The 19,593-nt window shown below is 71.2% G+C and carries 18 protein-coding genes and 1 tRNA gene; 16 read left to right on the top strand and 3 right to left on the bottom strand.

Features of this window, described 5'->3' with window-relative positions:
• The first annotated feature begins 47 nt into the window (after positions 1-47).
• The 7 genes from lsrB (at position 48) to H490_RS23045 (ending at position 7,702) form a co-directional block, all read left to right on the top strand.
• A complete protein-coding gene (gene lsrB, locus H490_RS23075) occupies positions 48-1,109 on the top strand; it encodes an autoinducer 2 ABC transporter substrate-binding protein LsrB (RefSeq protein WP_081611633.1) in 1,062 nt (353 codons plus the stop codon).
• Between the two features lie 89 nt (positions 1,110-1,198).
• Positions 1,199-2,167, top strand: a complete 969-nt coding sequence (locus tag H490_RS23070) for a sugar-binding transcriptional regulator (RefSeq protein ID WP_017883825.1) — start codon at positions 1,199-1,201, stop codon at positions 2,165-2,167.
• A gap of 16 nt (positions 2,168-2,183) precedes the next feature.
• Positions 2,184-3,740: an autoinducer-2 kinase gene (gene lsrK / locus H490_RS23065; RefSeq protein WP_017883824.1), complete on the top strand. Its 1,557-nt coding sequence runs from the start codon at positions 2,184-2,186 to the stop codon at positions 3,738-3,740.
• A gap of 24 nt (positions 3,741-3,764) precedes the next feature.
• Complete coding sequence (locus H490_RS23060) at positions 3,765-4,163, top strand: cupin domain-containing protein (protein WP_017883823.1); 399 nt, start codon at positions 3,765-3,767, stop codon at positions 4,161-4,163.
• 67 nt (positions 4,164-4,230) lie between these two features.
• The gene (lsrF, locus tag H490_RS23055; protein WP_017883822.1) at positions 4,231-5,115 is read left to right on the top strand and encodes a 3-hydroxy-5-phosphonooxypentane-2,4-dione thiolase; all 885 of its coding nucleotides are present in this window, start codon (positions 4,231-4,233) and stop codon (positions 5,113-5,115) included.
• A 78-nt stretch (positions 5,116-5,193) separates the two neighbouring features.
• On the top strand, positions 5,194-6,393 hold the full coding sequence (locus H490_RS23050; protein ID WP_017883821.1) for a class II aldolase/adducin family protein: 1,200 nt from the start codon (positions 5,194-5,196) through the stop codon (positions 6,391-6,393).
• A 34-nt stretch (positions 6,394-6,427) separates the two neighbouring features.
• Positions 6,428-7,702, top strand: coding sequence for an MFS transporter (locus tag H490_RS23045; RefSeq protein ID WP_017883820.1), 1,275 nt, complete (start codon positions 6,428-6,430; stop codon positions 7,700-7,702).
• Here H490_RS23045 and H490_RS23040 read toward each other — a convergent pair.
• On the bottom strand, positions 7,699-9,027 hold the full coding sequence (locus H490_RS23040; protein WP_017883819.1) for an MFS transporter: 1,329 nt from the start codon (positions 9,025-9,027) through the stop codon (positions 7,699-7,701). The two genes, H490_RS23045 and H490_RS23040, sit on opposite strands and share 4 nt — an antisense overlap.
• Before the next feature lie 237 nt (positions 9,028-9,264).
• Here H490_RS23040 and dnaK point away from each other — a divergent pair, with 237 nt between their 5' ends.
• From dnaK to H490_RS23015, 5 genes are read left to right on the top strand one after another with little or no spacing between them, the layout of a single operon-like run.
• Positions 9,265-11,112: a molecular chaperone DnaK gene (dnaK, locus tag H490_RS23035; protein WP_017883818.1), complete on the top strand. Its 1,848-nt coding sequence runs from the start codon at positions 9,265-9,267 to the stop codon at positions 11,110-11,112.
• Between the two features lie 2 nt (positions 11,113-11,114).
• The gene (locus H490_RS23030) at positions 11,115-11,723 is read left to right on the top strand and encodes a nucleotide exchange factor GrpE (RefSeq protein WP_017883817.1); all 609 of its coding nucleotides are present in this window, start codon (positions 11,115-11,117) and stop codon (positions 11,721-11,723) included.
• Complete coding sequence (locus tag H490_RS23025) at positions 11,716-12,678, top strand: DnaJ C-terminal domain-containing protein (protein ID WP_017883816.1); 963 nt, start codon at positions 11,716-11,718, stop codon at positions 12,676-12,678. Before H490_RS23030 ends, H490_RS23025 begins: the two co-directional genes overlap by 8 nt.
• 19 nt (positions 12,679-12,697) lie before the next feature.
• Entirely contained in the window at positions 12,698-13,120 is a 423-nt protein-coding gene (locus H490_RS23020) for a heat shock protein transcriptional repressor HspR (protein WP_017883815.1), read from the top strand.
• Positions 13,108-14,262: a class I SAM-dependent methyltransferase gene (locus H490_RS23015; RefSeq protein WP_017883814.1), complete on the top strand. Its 1,155-nt coding sequence runs from the start codon at positions 13,108-13,110 to the stop codon at positions 14,260-14,262. Before H490_RS23020 ends, H490_RS23015 begins: the two co-directional genes overlap by 13 nt.
• Before the next feature lie 45 nt (positions 14,263-14,307).
• Here the strand turns inward: H490_RS23015 and H490_RS23010 are convergent, their stop codons facing one another.
• The gene (locus tag H490_RS23010) at positions 14,308-14,631 is read right to left on the bottom strand and encodes a helix-turn-helix domain-containing protein (protein WP_017883813.1); all 324 of its coding nucleotides are present in this window, start codon (positions 14,629-14,631) and stop codon (positions 14,308-14,310) included.
• A gap of 174 nt (positions 14,632-14,805) precedes the next feature.
• On the opposite strand from H490_RS23010, the gene H490_RS23005 reads away from it, so the two are divergent.
• From H490_RS23005 to H490_RS22990, 4 genes are all read left to right on the top strand, one after another.
• Positions 14,806-16,110, top strand: a complete 1,305-nt coding sequence (locus H490_RS23005) for an MFS transporter (protein WP_017883812.1) — start codon at positions 14,806-14,808, stop codon at positions 16,108-16,110.
• A 126-nt stretch (positions 16,111-16,236) separates the two neighbouring features.
• On the top strand, positions 16,237-17,415 hold the full coding sequence (locus H490_RS23000; RefSeq protein ID WP_031289943.1) for a glycosyltransferase: 1,179 nt from the start codon (positions 16,237-16,239) through the stop codon (positions 17,413-17,415).
• Between the two features lies 1 nt (position 17,416).
• Entirely contained in the window at positions 17,417-18,721 is a 1,305-nt protein-coding gene (locus tag H490_RS22995; protein ID WP_017883810.1) for a glycosyltransferase, read from the top strand.
• Between the two features lie 170 nt (positions 18,722-18,891).
• Positions 18,892-18,983 (top strand) — tRNA-Ser (locus H490_RS22990).
• Positions 18,984-19,065: 82 nt separating this feature from the next.
• Here the strand turns inward: H490_RS22990 and H490_RS22985 are convergent.
• The gene (locus tag H490_RS22985; RefSeq protein WP_152424228.1) at positions 19,066-19,413 is read right to left on the bottom strand and encodes a hypothetical protein; all 348 of its coding nucleotides are present in this window, start codon (positions 19,411-19,413) and stop codon (positions 19,066-19,068) included.
• Positions 19,414-19,593: the final 180 nt, after the last annotated feature.

The following is a 19,593-nucleotide window of genomic DNA, read 5'->3' as shown; positions in this document are numbered from 1 at the left end:
AGTAGAGAAACGGCGAGCGATCGCCACAGATTGATTGGAGAGATTCGATGCGGAATCGTTTGAAGGCGGCCATCGCGGTCGCAGCAGTGGGCGTCGTGGCCCTCACCGGATGCAGCTCGAACGGCGGCTCGGGCGGCGGCGAGGGCGGCGAGGGCGGCGGTAGCGGCGCCCAGATCGCGTTCATCCCGAAGCTCACGGGCGTCGGCTTCTTCGAGGCCGGCGGCGCCGGTGCCGTCGAGGCCGGCGAGGAGCTGGGGCTCGACGTGCAGTACCTCGGCTCGCCCGAGGCCTCGGCCGCGAAGCAGGTCGAGCTCATCAACACCTACGTCGGCCAGGGCTTCGACGCGGTCATCGTGTCGTCGACCACCCCCGACGGCCTGTGCCAGTCGCTCGACAAGGCCCGCGAGCAGGGCGTGGTGACGCTCACCTGGGATTCCGACGTGAACCCCGAGTGCCGCCAGTTCTACATCAGCCAGGGCACCCCCGACCAGCTGGGCGAGCTGCTCGTCGACATGACGCTCGAGGACATCGCGGCCGACGAGGCCGCGAAGGTGGCCTTCCACTACTCGAGCCCCACCGTGACCGACCAGAACCAGTGGGCCGAGGTGGCGAAGTCGATCATCGCGGACGAGACCGAGTGGGACGTCGTCGACACGATCTTCTCGGAGAACCAGACCGAGCAGGCGGTGCAGCAGGCCGAGGCGCTCATCAACGCCAACCCCGATCTCAAGGCGATCATCGCCCCCGACGCGAACGCCCTGCCGGGCACCGCTCAGGCGCTCGAGAACCTGGGCCGCACCGACATCACCCTCGTCGGCTTCTCCACCCCGAACGCCATGAAGGAGTACATCCACAACGGCACGCTCAAGCGCTTCGCGCTGTGGGACGCGCAGGCGCAGGGCGCGCTGTCGGTGCACGTGGCGTCGATGCTGCTCGACGGCACCGAGCTGAACGTCGGCGACAAGTTCGAGGTCGAGGGCTTCGGCGAGCTCGAGGTGCAGCCCAACTCGGTGCAGGGCTACGACTACGAGGCGGACGGCAACGGCATCATCGTGATGCCTGAGCGTACGGTGTTCACTGCGGAGAACATCGACGACTTCGACTTCTAGCAGCACCGCGCGGTGAGGGGCGGGCCCCGCCCCTCACCGCATCACCGCCATTCGAGACATCAGAGCAATCTGGGGGAGGGGACGAGACCATGGGCAGCCTCGAAGAGGAGAACTGGGAGACCCGGGAGCAGATCCTGCGCGCCGCCTGGTACTACTACGTGGATCAGCTGACTCAGGACGAGGTGGCCAAGAAGCTCTCGATCTCCCGGGCGACGGCGGGCCGCCTGCTCGAGCGCAGCCGGCAGAACGGGATCGTGACCTTCACCATCGGCTCGAGCCACTTCGAGGCCTTCCAGATCGGGCGCAAGCTGCGCGAGACGTTCGGCCTCACCGAGGCGCTGGTGCCCCCCGCACTGGGCGACGAGACGCAGGACGCCTTCTCGGTCTCGCGCCGCCTGGCGCGCGGCGGAGCCCAGTACCTGCAGAACCTGCTCGAGTCGGACCAGACGCTCGCGATCGGCTGGGGGGAGACCGTGCAGGCCACCATGGAGCGCCTGCCGGTCGAGCAGACCGCCAAGATCAGCACGGTCACACTGACGGGCGGCGTGAACGCCTACGTGCCGACCCTGCGCCGGGTGCGCGGCAAGTCCGCGCGCCACACCGACGCCGTGATCCCGGCTCCCATCGTGGTGTCGTCGGCGAGTCTCGCCGCCGAGCTGCAGAAGGAGGGGGTGGTGCAGCGCGTGCTCGAACGCTCGCGCGCCGCGGACCACGCGCTCATCGGCATCGGCGCCGTGGCCGAGCAGGCCACCCTCGCCCAGAAGGGCTACGTGACCGACGACGAGCTCGTCGAGTTCCAGAAGCTCGGCGCAGTCGGAGACATCCTCGGCCTGTTCTACGACGAGAACGGCGAGGTGCTCGACCTGCCGCTCCACACCCGGCGGATCGGGGTCGGCGTCGACGACCTCCGCCGCATCCCCAACGTCGTGGGCATCGCCGGCGGCCTGCACAAGGTGCCCGCGATTCTCGGCGCGCTGCGCGGCGGCTACCTCGACGTGCTCGTCACCACCGAAGACGTCGCCCGAGCGCTGCTCGCGGCCGAGGGCGTCGAGGCATGAACCCAGGAGTACACGCATGAGCCACGTCATGGCGATCGACGCGGGCACCGGATCGGTGCGCGCCTGCATCTTCGACCTGCACGGATCCCCCGTCGCGATCTCCCAGCGCAGCTGGGAGCACGACCCCGAACCGGGGGTTCCGGGCTCGATGGGCTTCGCGACCGAGCGCAACTGGGCGCTCATCGTCGAGATCGTGCGCGAGGCGCTCGCGAAGGCCGGCCTCCGCGGGGACGACATCCTCGCGGTGAGCTCCACCTCGATGCGCGAGGGCATCGTGCTGCTCGACGCCGAGGGGCGCGAGATCTGGGCGTGCGCCAACGTCGACGCCCGCGCCGAGGCCGAGGTGCGCGCGCTCGCCGCCGACCCTCGACTCGAGGAGCGGATCTACGCCGCGACCGGGCAGACCTTCGCACTCGCCGCCGGGCCCCGGCTGCGCTGGCTGAAATCGCACCGCCCCGACCTCTACGAGCGCGCGGACACGGTGCTCATGCTCAGCGAGTGGGTGCTGTACCGGTTGAGCGGGGAGCGCGCCATCGAGCCGTCGAACGGCTCCACGTCGGGCTTCGTCTCGCTGGGCTCGCGCCGGGGCGATCCCGAGCTGCTGCGCATGTGCGGCCTGCGCGACGACCTGCTGCCCCGCACCGAGGAGCCCGGCACCGCGATCGGCACCGTCACCGCGGCTGCGGCGGCCGAGACCGGCCTCGGCACGGGCACCCGCGTGGTGCTCGGCGGAGGCGATGCGCAGCTCGCGGCCCTCGGGCTCGGCCTCACCGAGCCGGGCGAGGCCGCGATCATCGCCGGCACCTTCTGGCAGCAGTTCGTGAACCTGCCCACCGCGTCCGCCGACCCCGAGATGCGGGTGCGCGTCAACGCCGCCGCCGTCCCGGACCTCTGGCAGGCCGAGGCCATCGCCTTCCACACCGGCACCGCGGTGCGCTGGTTCCGAGACACCTTCGCCCACGAGGAGCAGCAGCGCGCCCGCGAGACCGGTCGTGACCCGCTCGACATCCTCACCGAGGCCGCAGCCGGGATCCCGATCGGCTCCGACGGCGTCATCCCGATCTTCTCCGACGTCATGAACTACCGGCGGTGGAAGCACGCCGCGCCCTCGTTCCTCAACCTCTCCCTCGAGGGAGGCGCGCGGGTGCGGGCGGCCATGTTCCGCTCCCTGCTCGAGAACGCGGCGATCGTCGCCGCCCTCAACCTCGAGATGGTCGAGGGATTCAGCGGCACCCACGCCGACGAGGTGATCTTCGCGGGCGGCTCGGCGAAGAGCGGCGTGTGGGCCCAGATCGTCGCCGACGTGCTCGGCCGCCCGATCCGCATCCCCGCCGTCACCGAGGCGACGGCCCAGGGCGCCGCGGCCTGCGCGGCCGCCGGAGCCGGCGAGTTCGAGACCCCCTCGGCGGCGGCGCGCTCGTGGCTCGCCTGGGACGGCGCCGTCGAGCCGGACGCGGAGGCGCACCAGACCTACGAGGGCGTGAGGGAGCGATGGGCCGAGGCCTACGCCCCGCAGCGGGACCTCATGAATGCCGGGATCACGACGTCGCTCTGGCGTGCACCGGGAAGCTAACAGCGGAAAGAGAGACGAGCAAGCATGGAACTGACGCAGACGAGCAAGGCGGAGTACCGGTTCGGCGAGTACGGCCCCGGGTACCTGCTCCGTGGCCCCCGCACCGACTTCGGCGTGGTGCAGCTTCGCCCCGGCGACGACGCTTCGAACCACTACCACGCGCAGATCGAGGAGAGCTTCGTCGTGCTCGAGGGCACGTGCACGCTCTGGATCGACTGCGAGCGCAGCTACCGGTTGAGCGCGGGCGACGTGGTGCGCTGCGACCCCGGCGAGATGCACTACTTCGTGAACGAGTCGGACGAGCTGTTCCGCGCCCTGTTCGTGAAGGCGCCCTACGATCCGGCCGACGGCGTGCAGGTGCCCTGGGTGCCGGGCGACCCCGTACCGACGGAGGCCATCGCCCGCGCCAAGGGCGACGCCTAGACCAGACCCTCAGCTTCGCGCGTCGTCGCGCGCGACACTCCAGCGAATCATCGAGAAAGGATCCACCATGGCAGATCTTGAAGGCAACATCGACTCGAAGGACTTCGGCCTCGGCACCCCGCAGGTGACCGCGGGGTCGCCCGTGAAGGGCGCCGGTCAGCTCGACTTCGGCATGCGCCACCGCCTCTCCCGCATCTTCAAGGACGACGGCCGCACCGTGATGCTCGCGTTCGACCACGGCTACTTCCAGGGCCCCACGAGCGGCCTCGAGCGCGTCGACCTCAACATCGTGCCCCTCGCGCCCCAGGCCGACGCCCTCATGGCGACCCGCGGCGTGCTGCGCTCCGTCGTGCCCGCCTCGCTCGACACCGCGCTCGTGGTGCGGGCGTCGGGCGGTCCGTCGATCCTCAAGGATCTCTCGGACGAGCGCATCGCGATGGACATGGAGGACGCCGCGCGGATCGACGCGGCGGCCGTCGCGGTGCAGGTGTTCATCGGCGGCGAGCAGGAGACGCAGTCGGTGCACAACCTCACCCAGCAGATCGATGCCGGCCTGCGCCTCGGCATCCCGGTGCTCGGGGTCACCGCCGTCGGCAAGGAGCTCACCCGCGACTCGCGCTACCTCGGCCTCTCGACCCGCATCATCGCCGAGCTCGGCGCGCAGATGGTGAAGACCTACTACTGCCCCGAGGGCTTCGAGCAGGTCACCGCCGGCTGCCCCGTGCCGGTCATCATGGCGGGCGGCAAGAAGCTGCCGTCGCTCGAGGCGCTCACCATGGCGCACCGGGCCATCTCGGAGGGCGCAGCCGGCGTCGACATGGGCCGCAACATCTTCCAGCGGAAGGCTCCGGCAGCCATGATCCAGGCTGTGCGCTCGGTCGTGCACGGCGGGGCGACCGCCGAGGAGGCGCACGCCGAGTACCGCGAGCTCTCGAGCGGCGCGGAAGACTAGGGCGCGGCGGTCGGCGCTCCGGCGCCGACCGCGCGCTCATCGGGGAGCCGCCTGGGGCGGCGGAGAAGGAGGAACAGGATGGCGACGGACCAGCGCGGAGCTCCCGCCGAAGCGCTGAGGCGGCGGACGGTCGAGGCCTCCCGCCGTCTGGGAGGAGACCCCTTCCTCGTGCTCCACGGCGGCGGCAACACCTCTGCCAAGGATCACGACTTCCTCTGGGCGAAGGCCTCCGGTTTCGACCTCGGCGCGCTCGCCCCCGAGGGCCTCGTGCAGCTGCGACGCGCCGACCTCGAACGCATGCTCGAGGGCGCCTCGCTGAGCGACACCGAGATGATGGACGGCTATGCGGCGGCCACGGTCGAGCCCGGCAGGCCCGCCCCCACCATCGAGGCGCTGCTGCATCACGCCCTCCCCTTCGCCTCCGTGCTGCACACCCACGCCGACGCGATCGTGGCGATCACCGACACCGAGCGAGGGCTCGATCTCGTGACCGAGCTGCTCGGCGACGAGGTGGTCCCCGTGCCGTACGTGATGCCCGGCTTCGACCTCGCCAAGGTCGTGCCCGAACTGTGGCGGGGGGCCGGCTCGAGCGCGCGCGCCATCGTGCTGCAGCACCACGGTCTCTTCACCATGGGGGACACCGTCGACGAGGCGCTCGCACTGCACCTCGAACTGGTCGAGCGCGCCGAGGCGCGCATCGCCGCGCTCGGCCGGCCGATCCGCGCCCCCTTCGCCGATACCGTGAGCGAGCTGCGCCCCGGCGATTCCGAGCAGGCGCGCACCCTGCTCACCGAACTGCGGCGCTACTCGGCCGGTCACGTGCACGCGCTGCGCTGCGACGACGACGAAGTGCGCGCCTTCCTGGCGCGCCCCGACCTCGAGCGGCTCACCGGCCTCGGCCCGACGACGCTCGAGCACGTCATCCGAACCAAGCGGGTGCCGTTGCTCGGCGACGACGTGGCGGGTTACGTCTTTTCGAAACGATTTTGCGCACCAGCNCGAAAAGTCGCCGAGTACCGCCGGTACTTCGAGCGCAACCGCGGCGCCGACGAGGCGCTCGTGATGCTCGATCCGATCCCGCGCGTGGTGCTGCACCCCGATCTCGGGCTCGTCGCCGTCGGCGCCGATGCGAAGGCTGCGGGGGCCGTCATGGACATCTACCGGCACACCATCCGGGTGATCGAGGCGGCCGAACGGCTCGGCGGCTACCGCACGGTCACCGAGGCGCAGGCGTTCGGCCTCGAGTACTGGGAGCTCGAGCAGCGACGCCTCAGGTAGGGCCCGCGATCCCGAAACGAAAGGCGGCGCGCCCGTGCCCGAGATCACCCGGCTCCGACGCAACCTGGCTCTCTTCGCGCTCGCGCTCGGCGGCTTCGCGATCGGCATCACCGAGTTCGCGACGATGGGCCTGCTGCCCGACATCGCGCGAGACCTGCTGCCGGACTACGAGCAGAATCCGCCCCAGGTGATCGCGCACGCCGGCGTGCTCATCACGGGGTATGCGCTGGGCGTCGTGGTGGGGGCTCCGGCTTTCGCGGTGTTCGGGGCGCGCATGTCGCAGACCACGCTCACCTACTGGCTGCTGGCGCTGCTCACCCTCGGCACGCTCGCCTCGGCGCTCATGCCGACGTTCGGCTCGGTCGCGGTCTTCCGCTTCGTCGCCGGGCTGCCGCACGGCGCCTACTTCGGCGTGGTGTCGCTGCTCGCGGGGCGCCTCATGGGACCGGGCAGCCAGGGGCGGGGGATCGCGCTCGCCATGTCGGGCCTGACGCTCGCCAACGTGATCGGGGTGCCGCTCTCGACGATGGTCGGACAGCAGCTGGGCTGGCGGTGGGTCTACGGGCTCGTCGCGCTGCTCTTCGCGGCGACCCTGCTGCTCGTGTTCGTGCTGCTGCCGCGCTACCCCGGCGACCCGACGAGGAGCCCGCTGCGGGAGCTCTCGGCGCTGCGCAATCCGCGCGTGTGGATCATGGTGGGGGTGAGCTCGATCGGCTTCGGCGGCTTCTTCGCCGTGTACTCGTACATCGCCGAGGTGACGACGCGCGAGGTCGGGCTCGGGGTCGCGGCGGTGCCGTGGGTGCTCGCCGCGATGGGGCTCGGCATGACGATCGGCAACCTGGTCGGCGGTGTGCTCACCGACCGCAGCTCCGGCGGGGCCGCCGCGCTCGGACTCGCGCTCTCACTCGTCGCGCTCGTGCTCTACACCGTCTTCGCGCACACCCCGGTCGGCCTCTTCGTGTTCGCCTTCCTCGCGAGCGGCACGTCGGCGCTGCTCATGCCGTCGCTCCAGTCACGGCTCATCAGGGTGTCGAACGAGGCGAGGCTGCTGGGCGCCGCGCTCAATCACGCCGCCTTCAACATCGCCAACAGCCTGGGCGCCTGGCTCGGCGGTGTCGTGATCGCGGCGGGCTTCGGCTACCTGGCGCCCGGCTGGGTGGGGGCGATCCTCACCGGCGCGGGACTCGCGCTCATGCTGGTGAGCCTCGCCGTCGAGCGGCGCGACAAGCGTCGCAGCATCGACACGGGCGGGATTCCCGCCGCCGGTCGATCCGCGCGAGGCGGCTCGGGTTCGGCGGGGGAGGTCTAGGCGTCTGCGGGAACCCGCACCGGCAGCAGCAGCACGAGGCCCACGAGCAGCACCAGCCCGATGCCGAGGATGCCGAAGATCGTCGCGTCCCCGATCGCGACGGCGAGGGTGAACATCGCCGGTGCGAGGAACGAGACGGCGCGACCGGTGGTGGCGTAGAGCCCGAACATCTCGCCCTCCTTGCCGGGCGGCGTGAGGCGGGCGAGGAAGCTGCGGCTCGAGGCCTGCACGGGGCCCACGAAGATCGTCGCGAACAGGCCCACGGTCCAGAACGCGGGCGCGCCCAGCGGGGCGAGCGCGAACATGAGGATCAGCCCGATCACGAGCAGCACGAGCGAGACGGTCATGACGTTCTTGGCGCCGAAGCGATCCTCGACCACGCCCCCGAAGATGGTGGCGACACCCGAGATGACGTTCGCCGCGATCGCGAACATGATGACCGTCGCGGGGTCGAAGCCGAACGAGAGCGAGGCGACGATGCCGGTGAAGGTGAAGATGCCCGCGAGCCCGTCGCGGAAGATGGCGCTCGCGATGAGGAAGAACAGCGTGTGGCGGGAGGTGCGCCAGAGCTGCGCGATGCTGCGGAAGATCGCGCGGTAGCCGGCGATGACGCCGACGACGCGGCGATCGCGGTCGGCCGAGACCTCGGGCACCGCGAAGAAGGTGGGGATCGCGAAGACCGCGAACCAGAGCGCGCACACGACCATGGCGACGCGCACGTTCCAGCCGCCGTCGCTCGTGACGCCGAACCACCCGGTGTCGGGCAGGATGAAGCCCACGAGCACGATGGTGAGCAGTACGATGCCGCCGAGGTAGCCCATGCCCCAGCCGAAGCCGGAGACGCGGCCCACGTTGCGGGTCGTCGACAGCTGGGTGAGCATCGAGTAGTAGTTGACGCTCGCGAACTCGAAGGCGATGTTGCCGATCGCGAGCAGCACCAGCCCGAGCATGAAGTAGTCGGGGGAGGGGGCGACGAGCACCATGAGCGCGGTGCAGGCGATGACGATGCCCGTCGTCACCGCGAGCGAGTGCTTGCGGTGACCGGTGGCGTCGGTGAGGCGCCCGAAGAGCGGCGCGAAGAGCGCGACGGCGACGCCCGCGATCGAGAGCGTGGTGCCGAGGGCGACCGAGGTCTGCTCCTCAGGGCCGAAGGCGGACGAGGTGATGTAGACGGTGAAGACGAAGGTGGTGACGACCGCCTGGAATGCGGCGGATCCCCAGTCCCACAGCGACCAGGCGAATATCGTGCGCTTCTTGACGCCCGGAGCCTGCGGATCGTGCAAGTGGTTCTCGTGCAGCGCGGGATCTGAGGCGATGTCGCTCATGTGGTCACTGTACTCGATCGAGGGAAACACGAGGGAGGCGCCGGGTGAACCCTGAGAGTTGAGTGTGTTCGGCTCAAGTTTACCCGGGCGGACTTGACGGCGAGGTGGCCTCGAGTAAACTTGAGTGCATCAGGCTCAAGGTCTGGCCCGATAACCGGTCGGCCCTGAGCGCAAGGCCGCGGATGCCACCTCCGGATCGGGGGAGCGGATCCGGAACAGCAACCGTAAGGAGAACACATGTCACGTGCAGTAGGCATCGATCTCGGCACCACCAACTCGGTGGTCGCCGTGCTCGAGGGCGGCGAGCCCACCGTCATCGCGAACGCCGAGGGGTTCCGCACGACCCCGTCGATCGTCGCATTCACCAAGGACGGAGAGGTGCTCGTCGGCGAGACCGCGAAGCGCCAGGCCGTCACCAACGTCGACCGCACCATCGCCTCGGTCAAGCGCCACATGGGCACCGACTGGAAGAGCGATGAGATCGACGGCAAGCGCTACACGGCGCAGGAGATCAGCGCCCGCACGCTCATGAAGCTGAAGCGCGACGCCGAGACCTACCTCGGCGACAAGGTGACCGACGCGGTCATCACCGTGCCCGCCTACTTCAACGACGCCGAGCGCCAGGCCACCAAGGAGGCCGGTGAGATCGCGGGCCTCAACGTGCTCCGCATCATCAACGAGCCCACCGCCGCGGCCCTCGCCTACGGCCTCGACAAGGGCAAGGAAGACGAGCTCATCCTCGTCTTCGACCTCGGCGGCGGCACCTTCGACGTCTCGCTGCTCGAGGTGGGCAAGGACGACGACTTCTCGACCATCCAGGTGCGCGCCACCGCCGGCGACAACCGCCTCGGCGGCGACGACTGGGATCAGCGCATCGTCAACTGGCTCGCCGAGCAGTTCAAGGCCTCGACCGGCGTCGACGTCTCGAATGACAAGATCGCGCTGCAGCGCCTCAAGGAGGCCGCGGAGCAGGCCAAGAAGGAGCTCTCGAACTCGACGAGCACCCAGATCCAGCTCCCCTACCTCTCGCTCACCGAGAACGGCCCCGCCAACCTCGACGAGACGCTCACCCGCGCCAAGTTCGAGGACCTGACCAAGGATCTGCTCGAGCGCACCCGCAAGCCCTTCGAAGACGTGATCAAGGAAGCCGGCGTCAAGGTCTCCGACATCGCCCACGTGGTGCTCGTCGGCGGCTCGACCCGCATGCCCGCCGTCACCGAGCTGGTGAAGAAGCTCACCGGCGGCAAGGAGCCCAACAAGGGCGTCAACCCCGATGAGGTCGTCGCCGTGGGCGCGGCCCTGCAGGCCGGCGTGCTGAAGGGCGAGCGCAAGGACGTGCTGCTCATCGACGTGACCCCTCTGAGCCTCGGCATCGAGACCAAGGGCGGCATCATGACGAAGCTGATCGAGCGCAACACCGCCATCCCCACGAAGCGCAGCGAGACCTTCACCACGGCCGAGGACAACCAGCCCTCGGTGGCGATCCAGGTCTTCCAGGGCGAGCGCGAGTTCACTCGCGACAACAAGAACCTGGGCACGTTCGAGCTCACCGGCATCGCTCCCGCGCCCCGCGGCATCCCCCAGATCGAGGTGACCTTCGACATCGACGCCAACGGCATCGTGCAGGTCTCCGCGAAGGACAAGGGCACGGGCAAGGAGCAGACGATCACCATCTCCGGCGGCTCGACGCTCTCCAAGGAGGACATCGAGCGCATGGTGCGCGAGGCCGAGGAGCACGCGTCCGAGGACAAGAAGCGCCGCGAGTCCGCCGAGCAGCGCAACAACGCCGAGCAGCTGGCCTACTCGGTCGAGAAGCTCATCTCCGAGAACGAGGACAAGCTTCCCGACGACGTCAAGACCGAGGTGCAGGGCGACCTCGACGCGCTGAAGCAGGCACTGGCCGGCGATGACGACGATGCCGTGAAGACGGCCGCCGACAAGCTGGGCCAGAGCCAGACCAAGCTCGGCGAGGCGATCTACGCGGCCGCCCAGGCCGAGCAGCCCACGACCGATGCCGGCTCCGGGGAGTCGAACGACGACGACGTGGTGGACGCCGAGGTCGTCGAGGACGAGGAGCAGAAGTAACCATGGCGGATCAGGAACAGCGCACGCCGGGCGAAGACCCCAACAGCGACGATGTTCCTGCGACGACGGGGCCGGAGGCGAACGCCTCCGGCCCCGTGCCGCAGGAAGACGGGTTCACCGTCGACGACATCCTGAACGCTGAGCAGAGCTCCGACGCGAAGACGGCCGACGAGGCCGAGGGCGCCCCTGCGGAGGAGCACCCCTACCTCGAGGATCTGCGCCGTCTCAGCGCGGAGTACGCGAACTACCGCAAGCGCACCGAGGCCAACGCCCAGCTCGAGAAGCAGCGCGCCGTCGCGGCGGCGGTCACCCCGCTGCTCACCGTGCTCGACGACCTCGATCGCGCCGAGCAGCACGGCGACCTCGTGGAGGGCTCCGCGTTCGCCACGATCGCCCAGAAGATCCGCGGCACCATGGAGCGCCTCGGCGTCGAGAGCTACGGCGAGAAGGGCGAGCCCTTCGACCCGCAGCTGCACGAGGCCATCGCCCAGGTGCCGGTTCCCGGCACGGAGCAGCAGACGGTACTGGACGTGATCGAGCGGGGGTACCGCGTCGGCGACGTCGAGCTGCGCCCCGCCAAGGTAGCGGTGGCGGTGGGGGCAGATGGCTAGTCAGGATTGGCTCGAGAAAGACTTCTACGCCGTCCTCGGCGTCTCGAAGGACGCGAGCGATGCCGAGCTGAAGAAGACCTACCGCAAGCTCGCCCGCAAGTACCATCCGGACTCCAACCCGGGTGACACGGTCGCCGAGGCGAAGTTCAAGGAGATCAGCGAGGCCTACTCGGTGCTCTCCGACAAGGAGCAGCGAGCCGAGTACGACCAGATCCGCGCCATGGGCGCCGGCGGCGCCCGCTTCACCGCGGGCGGTGGAGGCGCGCAGGGCTTCGAGGACATCTTCGGAGGCATGTTCGGCGGCGGTCGCGGCGGCGCGAACTTCAGCTACCAGGGCGGCTTCCCGCAGGGCGGGCAGAACTACGAGGACATCTTCAACCTGTTCGGCGGCGGCCCCAGCGTGCCGCAGCCGGGGCGCGACATCCAGGCCACGACCACACTCGACTTCGAGACCGCGGTGCAGGGCAAGACCGTCACGCTGCAGACCCCGAACGGGGCCGTCAAGGTCAAGATCCCGGCCGGCGTCTCGGACGGGCAGAAGATCAAGGTGCGCGGAAAGGGCGATCCCAGCCCCAACGGCGGGCCGTCGGGCGACATCATCCTCACGGTGAGCGTGCGCAAGCACCCGGTCTTCGAGCGCGACGGGCAGAACCTCCGCCTCAAGCTGCCGATCACCTTCTCGGAGGCCGCGCTCGGAGGCACCGTCGAGGTGCCCACGCTCGGCGGCGATCCCGTGCGCCTCAAGGTGCAGCCGGGCACGCCCAGCGGCCGGGTGCTGCGGGTCAAGGGCCGCGGAGTGAAGAGCTCCAAGGGCACCGGCGACCTGCTCGCCGAGGTGCAGGTGGTCGTGCCGTCGCACCTCTCGGAGCAGGCCCGCGAAGCCCTCGAGGCGTTCCGACAGGTGGAGCCCCAGGAGAATCCGCGCGAGGATCTCCTGTCGCGCGCCCGGGGCTGACCCGAGGAAGGTGAGTCGCATGGCAGAACCGCAGATGGATCGCTACACCCCGGTGTTCGCGATCGCCGCCGCGGCCGAACTCGCCGAGATGCACCCGCAGACCCTGCGCCAATACGACCGCATCGGGCTCGTGTCGCCGCAGCGCACCCGCGGCAACACCCGCCGGTACTCCCTGCACGACGTGGCGCGGCTGCGCGAGGTCTCGCGGCTCTCGGCCGAGGGGCTCAGTCTCGAGGGGATCCGGCGGGTGCTGCACCTCGAGGATCGCGTGCGCGAGCTCGAGGATCGCGTGCGAGACCTCGAGCACGCCCTCGCCGAGGAGCGGCTGCAGCGACCCGAGCGGCGCGTGTTCGCCGCGGGCGCCGCGGGCGGCGAGGTGATCACGCTGCGTCGCGGCACCCGCGTGCGCCGCAACGCCGAGGTCGTCGTGTGGAAGCCGTAGCCGAGCTCTTCGCGCGCCTCTCGCGACATCCCGACTTCGACGCCCCCGAGTTGCAGGCGTACGACTCCGCCGACGAGCTGATCCTCGATACCGCAGCCGCCGAGCTGCGGGAGGCCGGCGACGGCGACGTCGTCGTGATCGGCGACCGCCACGGGGCGCTGACCCTGGGGGCCGCGGTGCTCGGAGCGCGGGGGATCCGCGTGCACCAGGACCCGCTGCTCGGCGAGCTCGCGCTGCAGGCGAACGCGGAGCGCCTCGGGTTCGCGGGCCTGCACGCCTCGCACCCGCTCGACGAGTCGCTGCTGCGGGGTGCACGGCTCGTGCTGCTGCAGCTGCCTCGGGGACTCGACGCGCTCGACGAGATCGCCTGGTCGATCGCGCGCTGGGCGCACCCCGGCGTGCGCGTGTACGCGGGCGGCCGGGTGAAGCACATGACCGTCGCGCAGAACGGCGTGCTCGGCCGATACTTCGGAGAGGTCTCTGCAGGGCTGGGGCGGCGCAAGGCCCGAGTGCTGACCGCGAGCGGGCCGCGGGACGCGGGGCCGGCGCCGTTTCCGCGCTGGGGCTCCGACCCGGCGCTCGCGTTCCGCGTCGCGGCGTTCGGGGCCACCTTCGGCGGCGCGACGCTCGACCACGGCAGCCGGCTGCTGCTCGAGGGTCTCGGCGACGCGCAGGCCGGCGGCGGCTCGCCGGACGGCGGGGCTGGACCCGCGAGGGTGGTCGATCTCGGCTGCGGCAACGGGGTGCTCGCCGTCTCGGCCGCGCTGCGGTGGTCGGCGGCACGGGTGGTCGCCACCGATCAGTCGACCGCGGCCGTCGCGGCGACGCGGCTCACCGCGATGGAGGCCGGGGTGGCGGATCGCGTCGCGATCCACCGCGCCGACGCGCTCGACGCCGTGCCCGACGGGTGGGCCGAGCTGATCCTGCTCAATCCGCCCTTCCACACGGGATCGACGGTGCACGCCGGCGTGGCCCACCGCCTGATCCGCGCGTGCCGTCGTGCGCTGGCGCCGGGCGGCGAGCTGCGACTCGTCTTCAACTCGCACCTGCGCTACCGATCGCTCGTGGAGCGCGAGATCGGGCCCGTGCGCGAGGTCGCCCGCGATCGCACCTTCACGGTGCTGTCGGCGACGCTGCGCTGAGACGGCTGGCCTGACGACTCCGGTCGGGCCGGTTGCGGACCCCCTTCAGGCTTTGCGCCGGCGCCGCCCGCGGCCCTGCTCGGCCCGCGCCCTGATGAGATCCCGGGCCGAGAGCTGGTGCAGGCGGGCGCCGTAGTCGTCGGCGGTCAGGCCCGAGAGGAAGCTGCCCGGGTCGACTTCGAGTGCGGTCGCGAGGCGCACGAGGGTCTCGGCCGTGGGGCTGGAGACGCCGCGCTCGATCTTGCCGATGCTCGTCCAGCTGATCTCGGAGAGCTCGCCGAGATCCTCGAGCGAGATGCCGAGTCGATGCCGCACCTCGCGTACGCGACGGCCGATCTTCAGCGCGGCTTCCGAGTGGATGTTGGGCACCGATCCAGCGTGCTCGCCTCATGCGTCGATCACCAGCGCGCAGACGCACTGGCTGAAAAGAGCTAGTATTCCGCCTCCGTCTCGGCCGGGAGCCGGCCGCCCCCCGGCCGACCTCCGCCCGGCACCCGGCGCCCGGCGCGATCCGACCGCCCGCGGGCGTACGCTGGAGGTGACATGTCGAACTCCACACGGGATCTGCTGCTGCGCCTCGCCCCGAGCATCTACGGGCCCACGATCCTGTTCACCCTCGGCGCCTACGCGATGCTGCCGATCGTGCCCGTCATCGCCGTGTCGCAGGGCGCCGGGCTCGGCCTCTCCGGCGTCATCGCCTCGGCCGTGGTCGTGGGCCGCCTGCTCGGCAACCTGCCCGCGAGCTGGCTCGTGTCTCGGTCGGGGGAGCGGATCGCGATGCTCATCGCGTCCGCGGTCGCGTTCGCGGGCGCGCTGGGCGTGGCGCTCGCCCCGAGCCTCGCCGTGCTCGGAGCGTCGGTGTTCGTGATCGGCTTCGCCGAGGCGACGTTCGGCCTCGCGCGCCACTCGCTCATGACGACCCGGGTGCCGGTCTCGTTCCGAGCCCGGGCCCTGTCGCTGATCGGAGGGTCGCACCGCTTCGGCAGGTTCGCGGGGCCCTTCCTGGCGGCCGGTCTGCTGGGCCTCACCGGCACGCAGGAGGCGCCCGTCTGGGCGTTCGTCGTCTGTCTCGCGCTCACCGCGCTGCTCGTGGGATTCGCTCCGGATCCCGAGCGGCTGCTGTCCGACCGCCCCCCGGGTGGCCCAGCCACCACCGGGCCCGGGCCCGCCCCGGGATCGAGCGGGGTGATCGGCGCGATCCGCGTCGGCCGCGAACCGCTGCTGCGCATCGGCGGCTCGGCGGCGATCCTCTCGGGGCTGCGCTCCGTGAAGGACGTGCTGCTGCCGCTCTGGGGCGTCTCGATCGGCCTCGACGCGACGGGCGTCGCGCTCGTGGTCGGCATCGCCGGCACGATCGACTTCGCGCTGTTCTACGTGAGCGGCCAGGTGATGGACCGATTCGGCCGCCTGTGGGCGGCGCTGCCGGCGACCGTGGCGATGGCGCTCAGCTTCCTGCTGCTCGCCACCACCCACGACCTGCCCGGGGCGGTCTGGTGGCTGGTGGGCTGCTCGGTGGTGATCGGCATCGGCAACGGACTGTCGAGCGGCATCCTGCTCACCCTCGGCGCCGACCTCGCCCCCCGCGGCAACCCCGCCCCCTACCTCGCGGCGTGGCGCACGCTCACCGACTTCGGCGGCGCTGCGGCGCCCCTCGCGGTCTCCGCCATCGCCGCGGTGTCGCTGCCCCTCGCGAGCACCGTCACGGGGGTGCTCGCGGTGCTCGGCGCCGCGGGCTTCGCGCGCTGGATCCCGCGCTACGTGCCCCGCATGCGGAGCGACCCGGGACGCGGCCCCGATCCGGATCCTGATCCCGAGCCGCCCGCGCCCCGCACCCCCTCGGGCGCCTGATCGGCCCCTCGGAGCGGCCTGCGCCGACTCGGCGCAGCGCTGCGATGATTCCGAGGCGTCGCTGCATACACTTGAGTGCGTTCGCCCACCGGCAACACCCCATCGACCGAAGGACTCCCGCACACCGTGAGCACCACCGATCGCCAGCCCCCTCTTCGCGTCCTCATCGGATGCGACACCTTCTCACCCGACGTCAACGGAGCGGCCCGCTTCGCGGAGCGCCTGGCGGCGGGGCTCGTGCAGCGCGGGCACGACGTGCACGTGGTCGCCCCCTCGAAGCGGATGAACCGCACGGGCAGCTTCTCCGAGACCATCGAGGGCGAGCGCATGACGGTGCACCGGTGGACCAGCTGGCGCTGGTACCCGCACGACTGGCTGCGCTTCGTGCTGCCCTGGCGCGCCCGCTCCTACGCCCGCAAGCTGCTCGACGCCGTGCGGCCCGACGTCATCCACATCCAGTCGCACATCGTCGTGGGGCGCGCCCTCGCAAAGGAGGGCGCCAAGCGGGGCATCCGCATCGTCGCCACCAACCACGTCATGCCCGAGAACGTGCTCGACTTCACCCTGCTGCCCGAGCGCGCCAAACGCGTCTTCGTGCGCTGGGGGTGGAACGACGCCGACCGCGTGCTCACCCGCGCCGCCGCCGTCACCACGCCCACGCGCCGCGCCGCCGACTTCCTCGAGCGCAACACCCACCGCCGCGGGGTGCTGCCCGTCAGCTGCGGGCTGCGCGCCTCCGACTACACCGCCGACCTCGAACCGCGCACCGCGAACCGGCTCGTGTTCGTCGGACGGGTCACGCTCGAGAAGGAGATCGACGTGATCCTGCGCGCGATCCCGCGCATCGATCCCGAACTCGATGTGAGCCTCACCGTCGTCGGCGACGGCGACCAGCGCAAGAGCCTCGAGAAGCTCGCCCAGGATCTCGGCATCGCGGATCGCGTGCGCTTCACCGGCCGCGTGAGCGACCAGCAGCTGCGCGCCCACCTCACCGAGGCGAGCGTGTTCGTGATCGCCTCGATCGCCGAGCTGCAGTCGATCGCGACGATGGAGGCGATGGCATCGGGGCTGCCGATCGTCGCCGCCAACGCCATGGCGCTGCCGCACCTCGTTCAGGAGGGCGAGAACGGGCATCTCTTCCAGGCCGGCAACGACCGAGAGCTCGCCGAGCACGTCGAAGCCGTGCTGGGGCTCGCGCCCGAGCAGTACCGGCGCATGCAGCAGGCGTCGCTCGAGGCCGTCAAGGTGCATGACATCGACCGCACCCTCGACACCTTCGAGTCGCTGTACCGGGGCGACGCCTGACATGCACGTGCTCATCGTCACCGACCAGCACCCCGAGTCGCTCGGGGGCGTGCAGGTGGCGATCCGGCTGCAGCGCCAGCACCTCGAACGCCGCGGGCACCGGGTCACCATCGCCGCCCCCGCGCTGCACCGCCCCGGCTACGCGCCCGCCGAGGCCGACCGCGAGGCCTACGTCGACCTGCCGTCGCGGCCCATCACCCGCGACCGCGAGTACGGCATCACCTGGCCCGGGCGGCGCTCCGACCGCGCGCTCGCCGAGGCGCTCGCGCAGCGACCGCCCGTCGACCTCGTGCACGTGCAGGGCGACTTCTGGGGCGCCATGATCGGGCTGCGCGCCGCGCGCGGGATCGGAGCGGCGCGCGGGCGGGGCGGGGCGGCGCGCGGGTTCGCGACCGCGCGCGAGCGGGGCGCGGCGCTGCCGATCGTGCACACGATGCACAACCACGTCGATGAGGGCACCCGCGCCGTCACACCGCTCGCCCCGATCGTGTTCCTCGGGCTGCGCGCGTGGCGGGGGCTCGTGCTCGGCCGCCCGCGGGGCGTCGTCGCCCGGGCGGCGCACGGCGCCTGGCGCTACCTCGCCGAACTCGCCGCCGAGGCGACCGCGGTGACCGCCCCGTCGCAGCACTTCGCCCACGAACTCGAACGCCACGGCGTCGCCGACGAGGTGCTCGTCACGCGGGGCGGCGTCGACGACGCCGCGATCGACGAGGTGCGGGCGACGCCCCGCTCGCCGCGCGACCGGCCGAGGTTCGTGTGGCTCGGGCGCATGAGCCACGAGAAACGGGTGCTCGAGTTCATCGACGCCGTCGCGGAGTCGGGGATCGACGCCGACGTCGTGCTGCACGGGGCCGGCCTGCTGCTGCCCCGCGTGCGCGAGCGCATCGCCCGCCACGGCCTCACCGACCGGGTCGCCGTCGCCGGCCCGGTGCCCTACCGCGACGCGCTCGCCGCGATGCGCGACGCCGACGCCCTCGTGCAGACCTCGATGGGCTTCGAGACGCAGGGCCTCACCCCCTTCGAGGCGGCTGCGCTCGGCACGCCGACCGTCTTCTGCGACCACGACATCGCCGACGACGTCGCCGCCTCGGTCGAGTGGCGCGTGGCCGACGAGAGCGTCGCCGCGCTCGCGCGCACCCTGCGGGTCGCCGCCGAGCAGTTGGCGGCGGGGCTCGTCGAGTCCGGGGAGCGGGGCGAGGGCCTGCGCGTGCCCGAGCCGGAGGGGAGGCGCTTCCTGCAGTCGGCGCAGACCGCGCGCATGATCGACGTCTACGAGCGGGCGCTGCGCGGGGTGCCCCGGCGCTGAGCCGGATCCGGCGCCGCTCGCTCTCTCGCTCTCTCTACTCTCTTTCTTTCTCTGCGTCCGGCTCGCGCTGCCCCTGCTGATCCCCTCCCTTCGCGGTTGGGCGCGCGGAAACCGGGCGATTTCCCGTGGGCCGCATCGTCCGGTTAGAATGGATGACGTTGTTCGCGTATGGAGACGTGCCGGAGCGGCCGAACGGACTTCACTGCTAATGAAGGGTCGGGCTAAAACCTGACCGGGGGTTCAAATCCCCCCGTCTCCGCCATGTGCCGAACAGCACGGAAGCCCCCGCCTCGGCGGGGGCTTCCGTTTTCCCCTCTCCCCCCGGAGTCGGGTGGCGCACCCGGTCAGTCGGGGGTGTCGAGGGTGATGTGATCCTCGTCCCGTCGTTCGGGTCCGCCGGTGTATGCGCCCGAGTCGGCCTCCTCGGCCGTCTCGAACGCGTCGGCGCCCTCGTCGGCGTCGAGCTCGGGGTCCTGATCCGCGTTCCCGCTCTGCACGGCCGCACGATCGTCAGGCTCGTGCTTGTCGGCGGCCCGCGGCGGATCCGCGGCGTCCGGCCCGACCTTGCCCGCCTGATCGGCGGTGGGTACGGACCGATCCACCGAATCCGGCGCGGTCGCGGTCGGCTGCTCGGGATCCTGCCCCCGGCGCTCCTCCGGCGACGGCACGTTCTCTCGCTCATCCTGCTGCATGCGGGGCACCGCCTTTCGAATCGTGGGGTGCCCGATGCTACCCGCGTCTCGTCCGGCGCGGGCGGGGCTTGTTCCGCGATCCCGGCTCTGCTAAGCGGCGGTGCGGTCGCCTCTAGCGCCCGCCGCCGGACGCGTCAACCCGCTCCCATCGGGCGGGCCGCCGATCTATCGTGGCCCGAA

The organism is Leucobacter sp. UCD-THU (assembly GCF_000349545.1).
In the GTDB taxonomy this organism is placed as follows: Bacteria; Actinomycetota; Actinomycetes; order Actinomycetales; family Microbacteriaceae; genus Leucobacter; species Leucobacter muris.
This window is presented reverse-complemented; position numbering and strand designations above follow the sequence as displayed.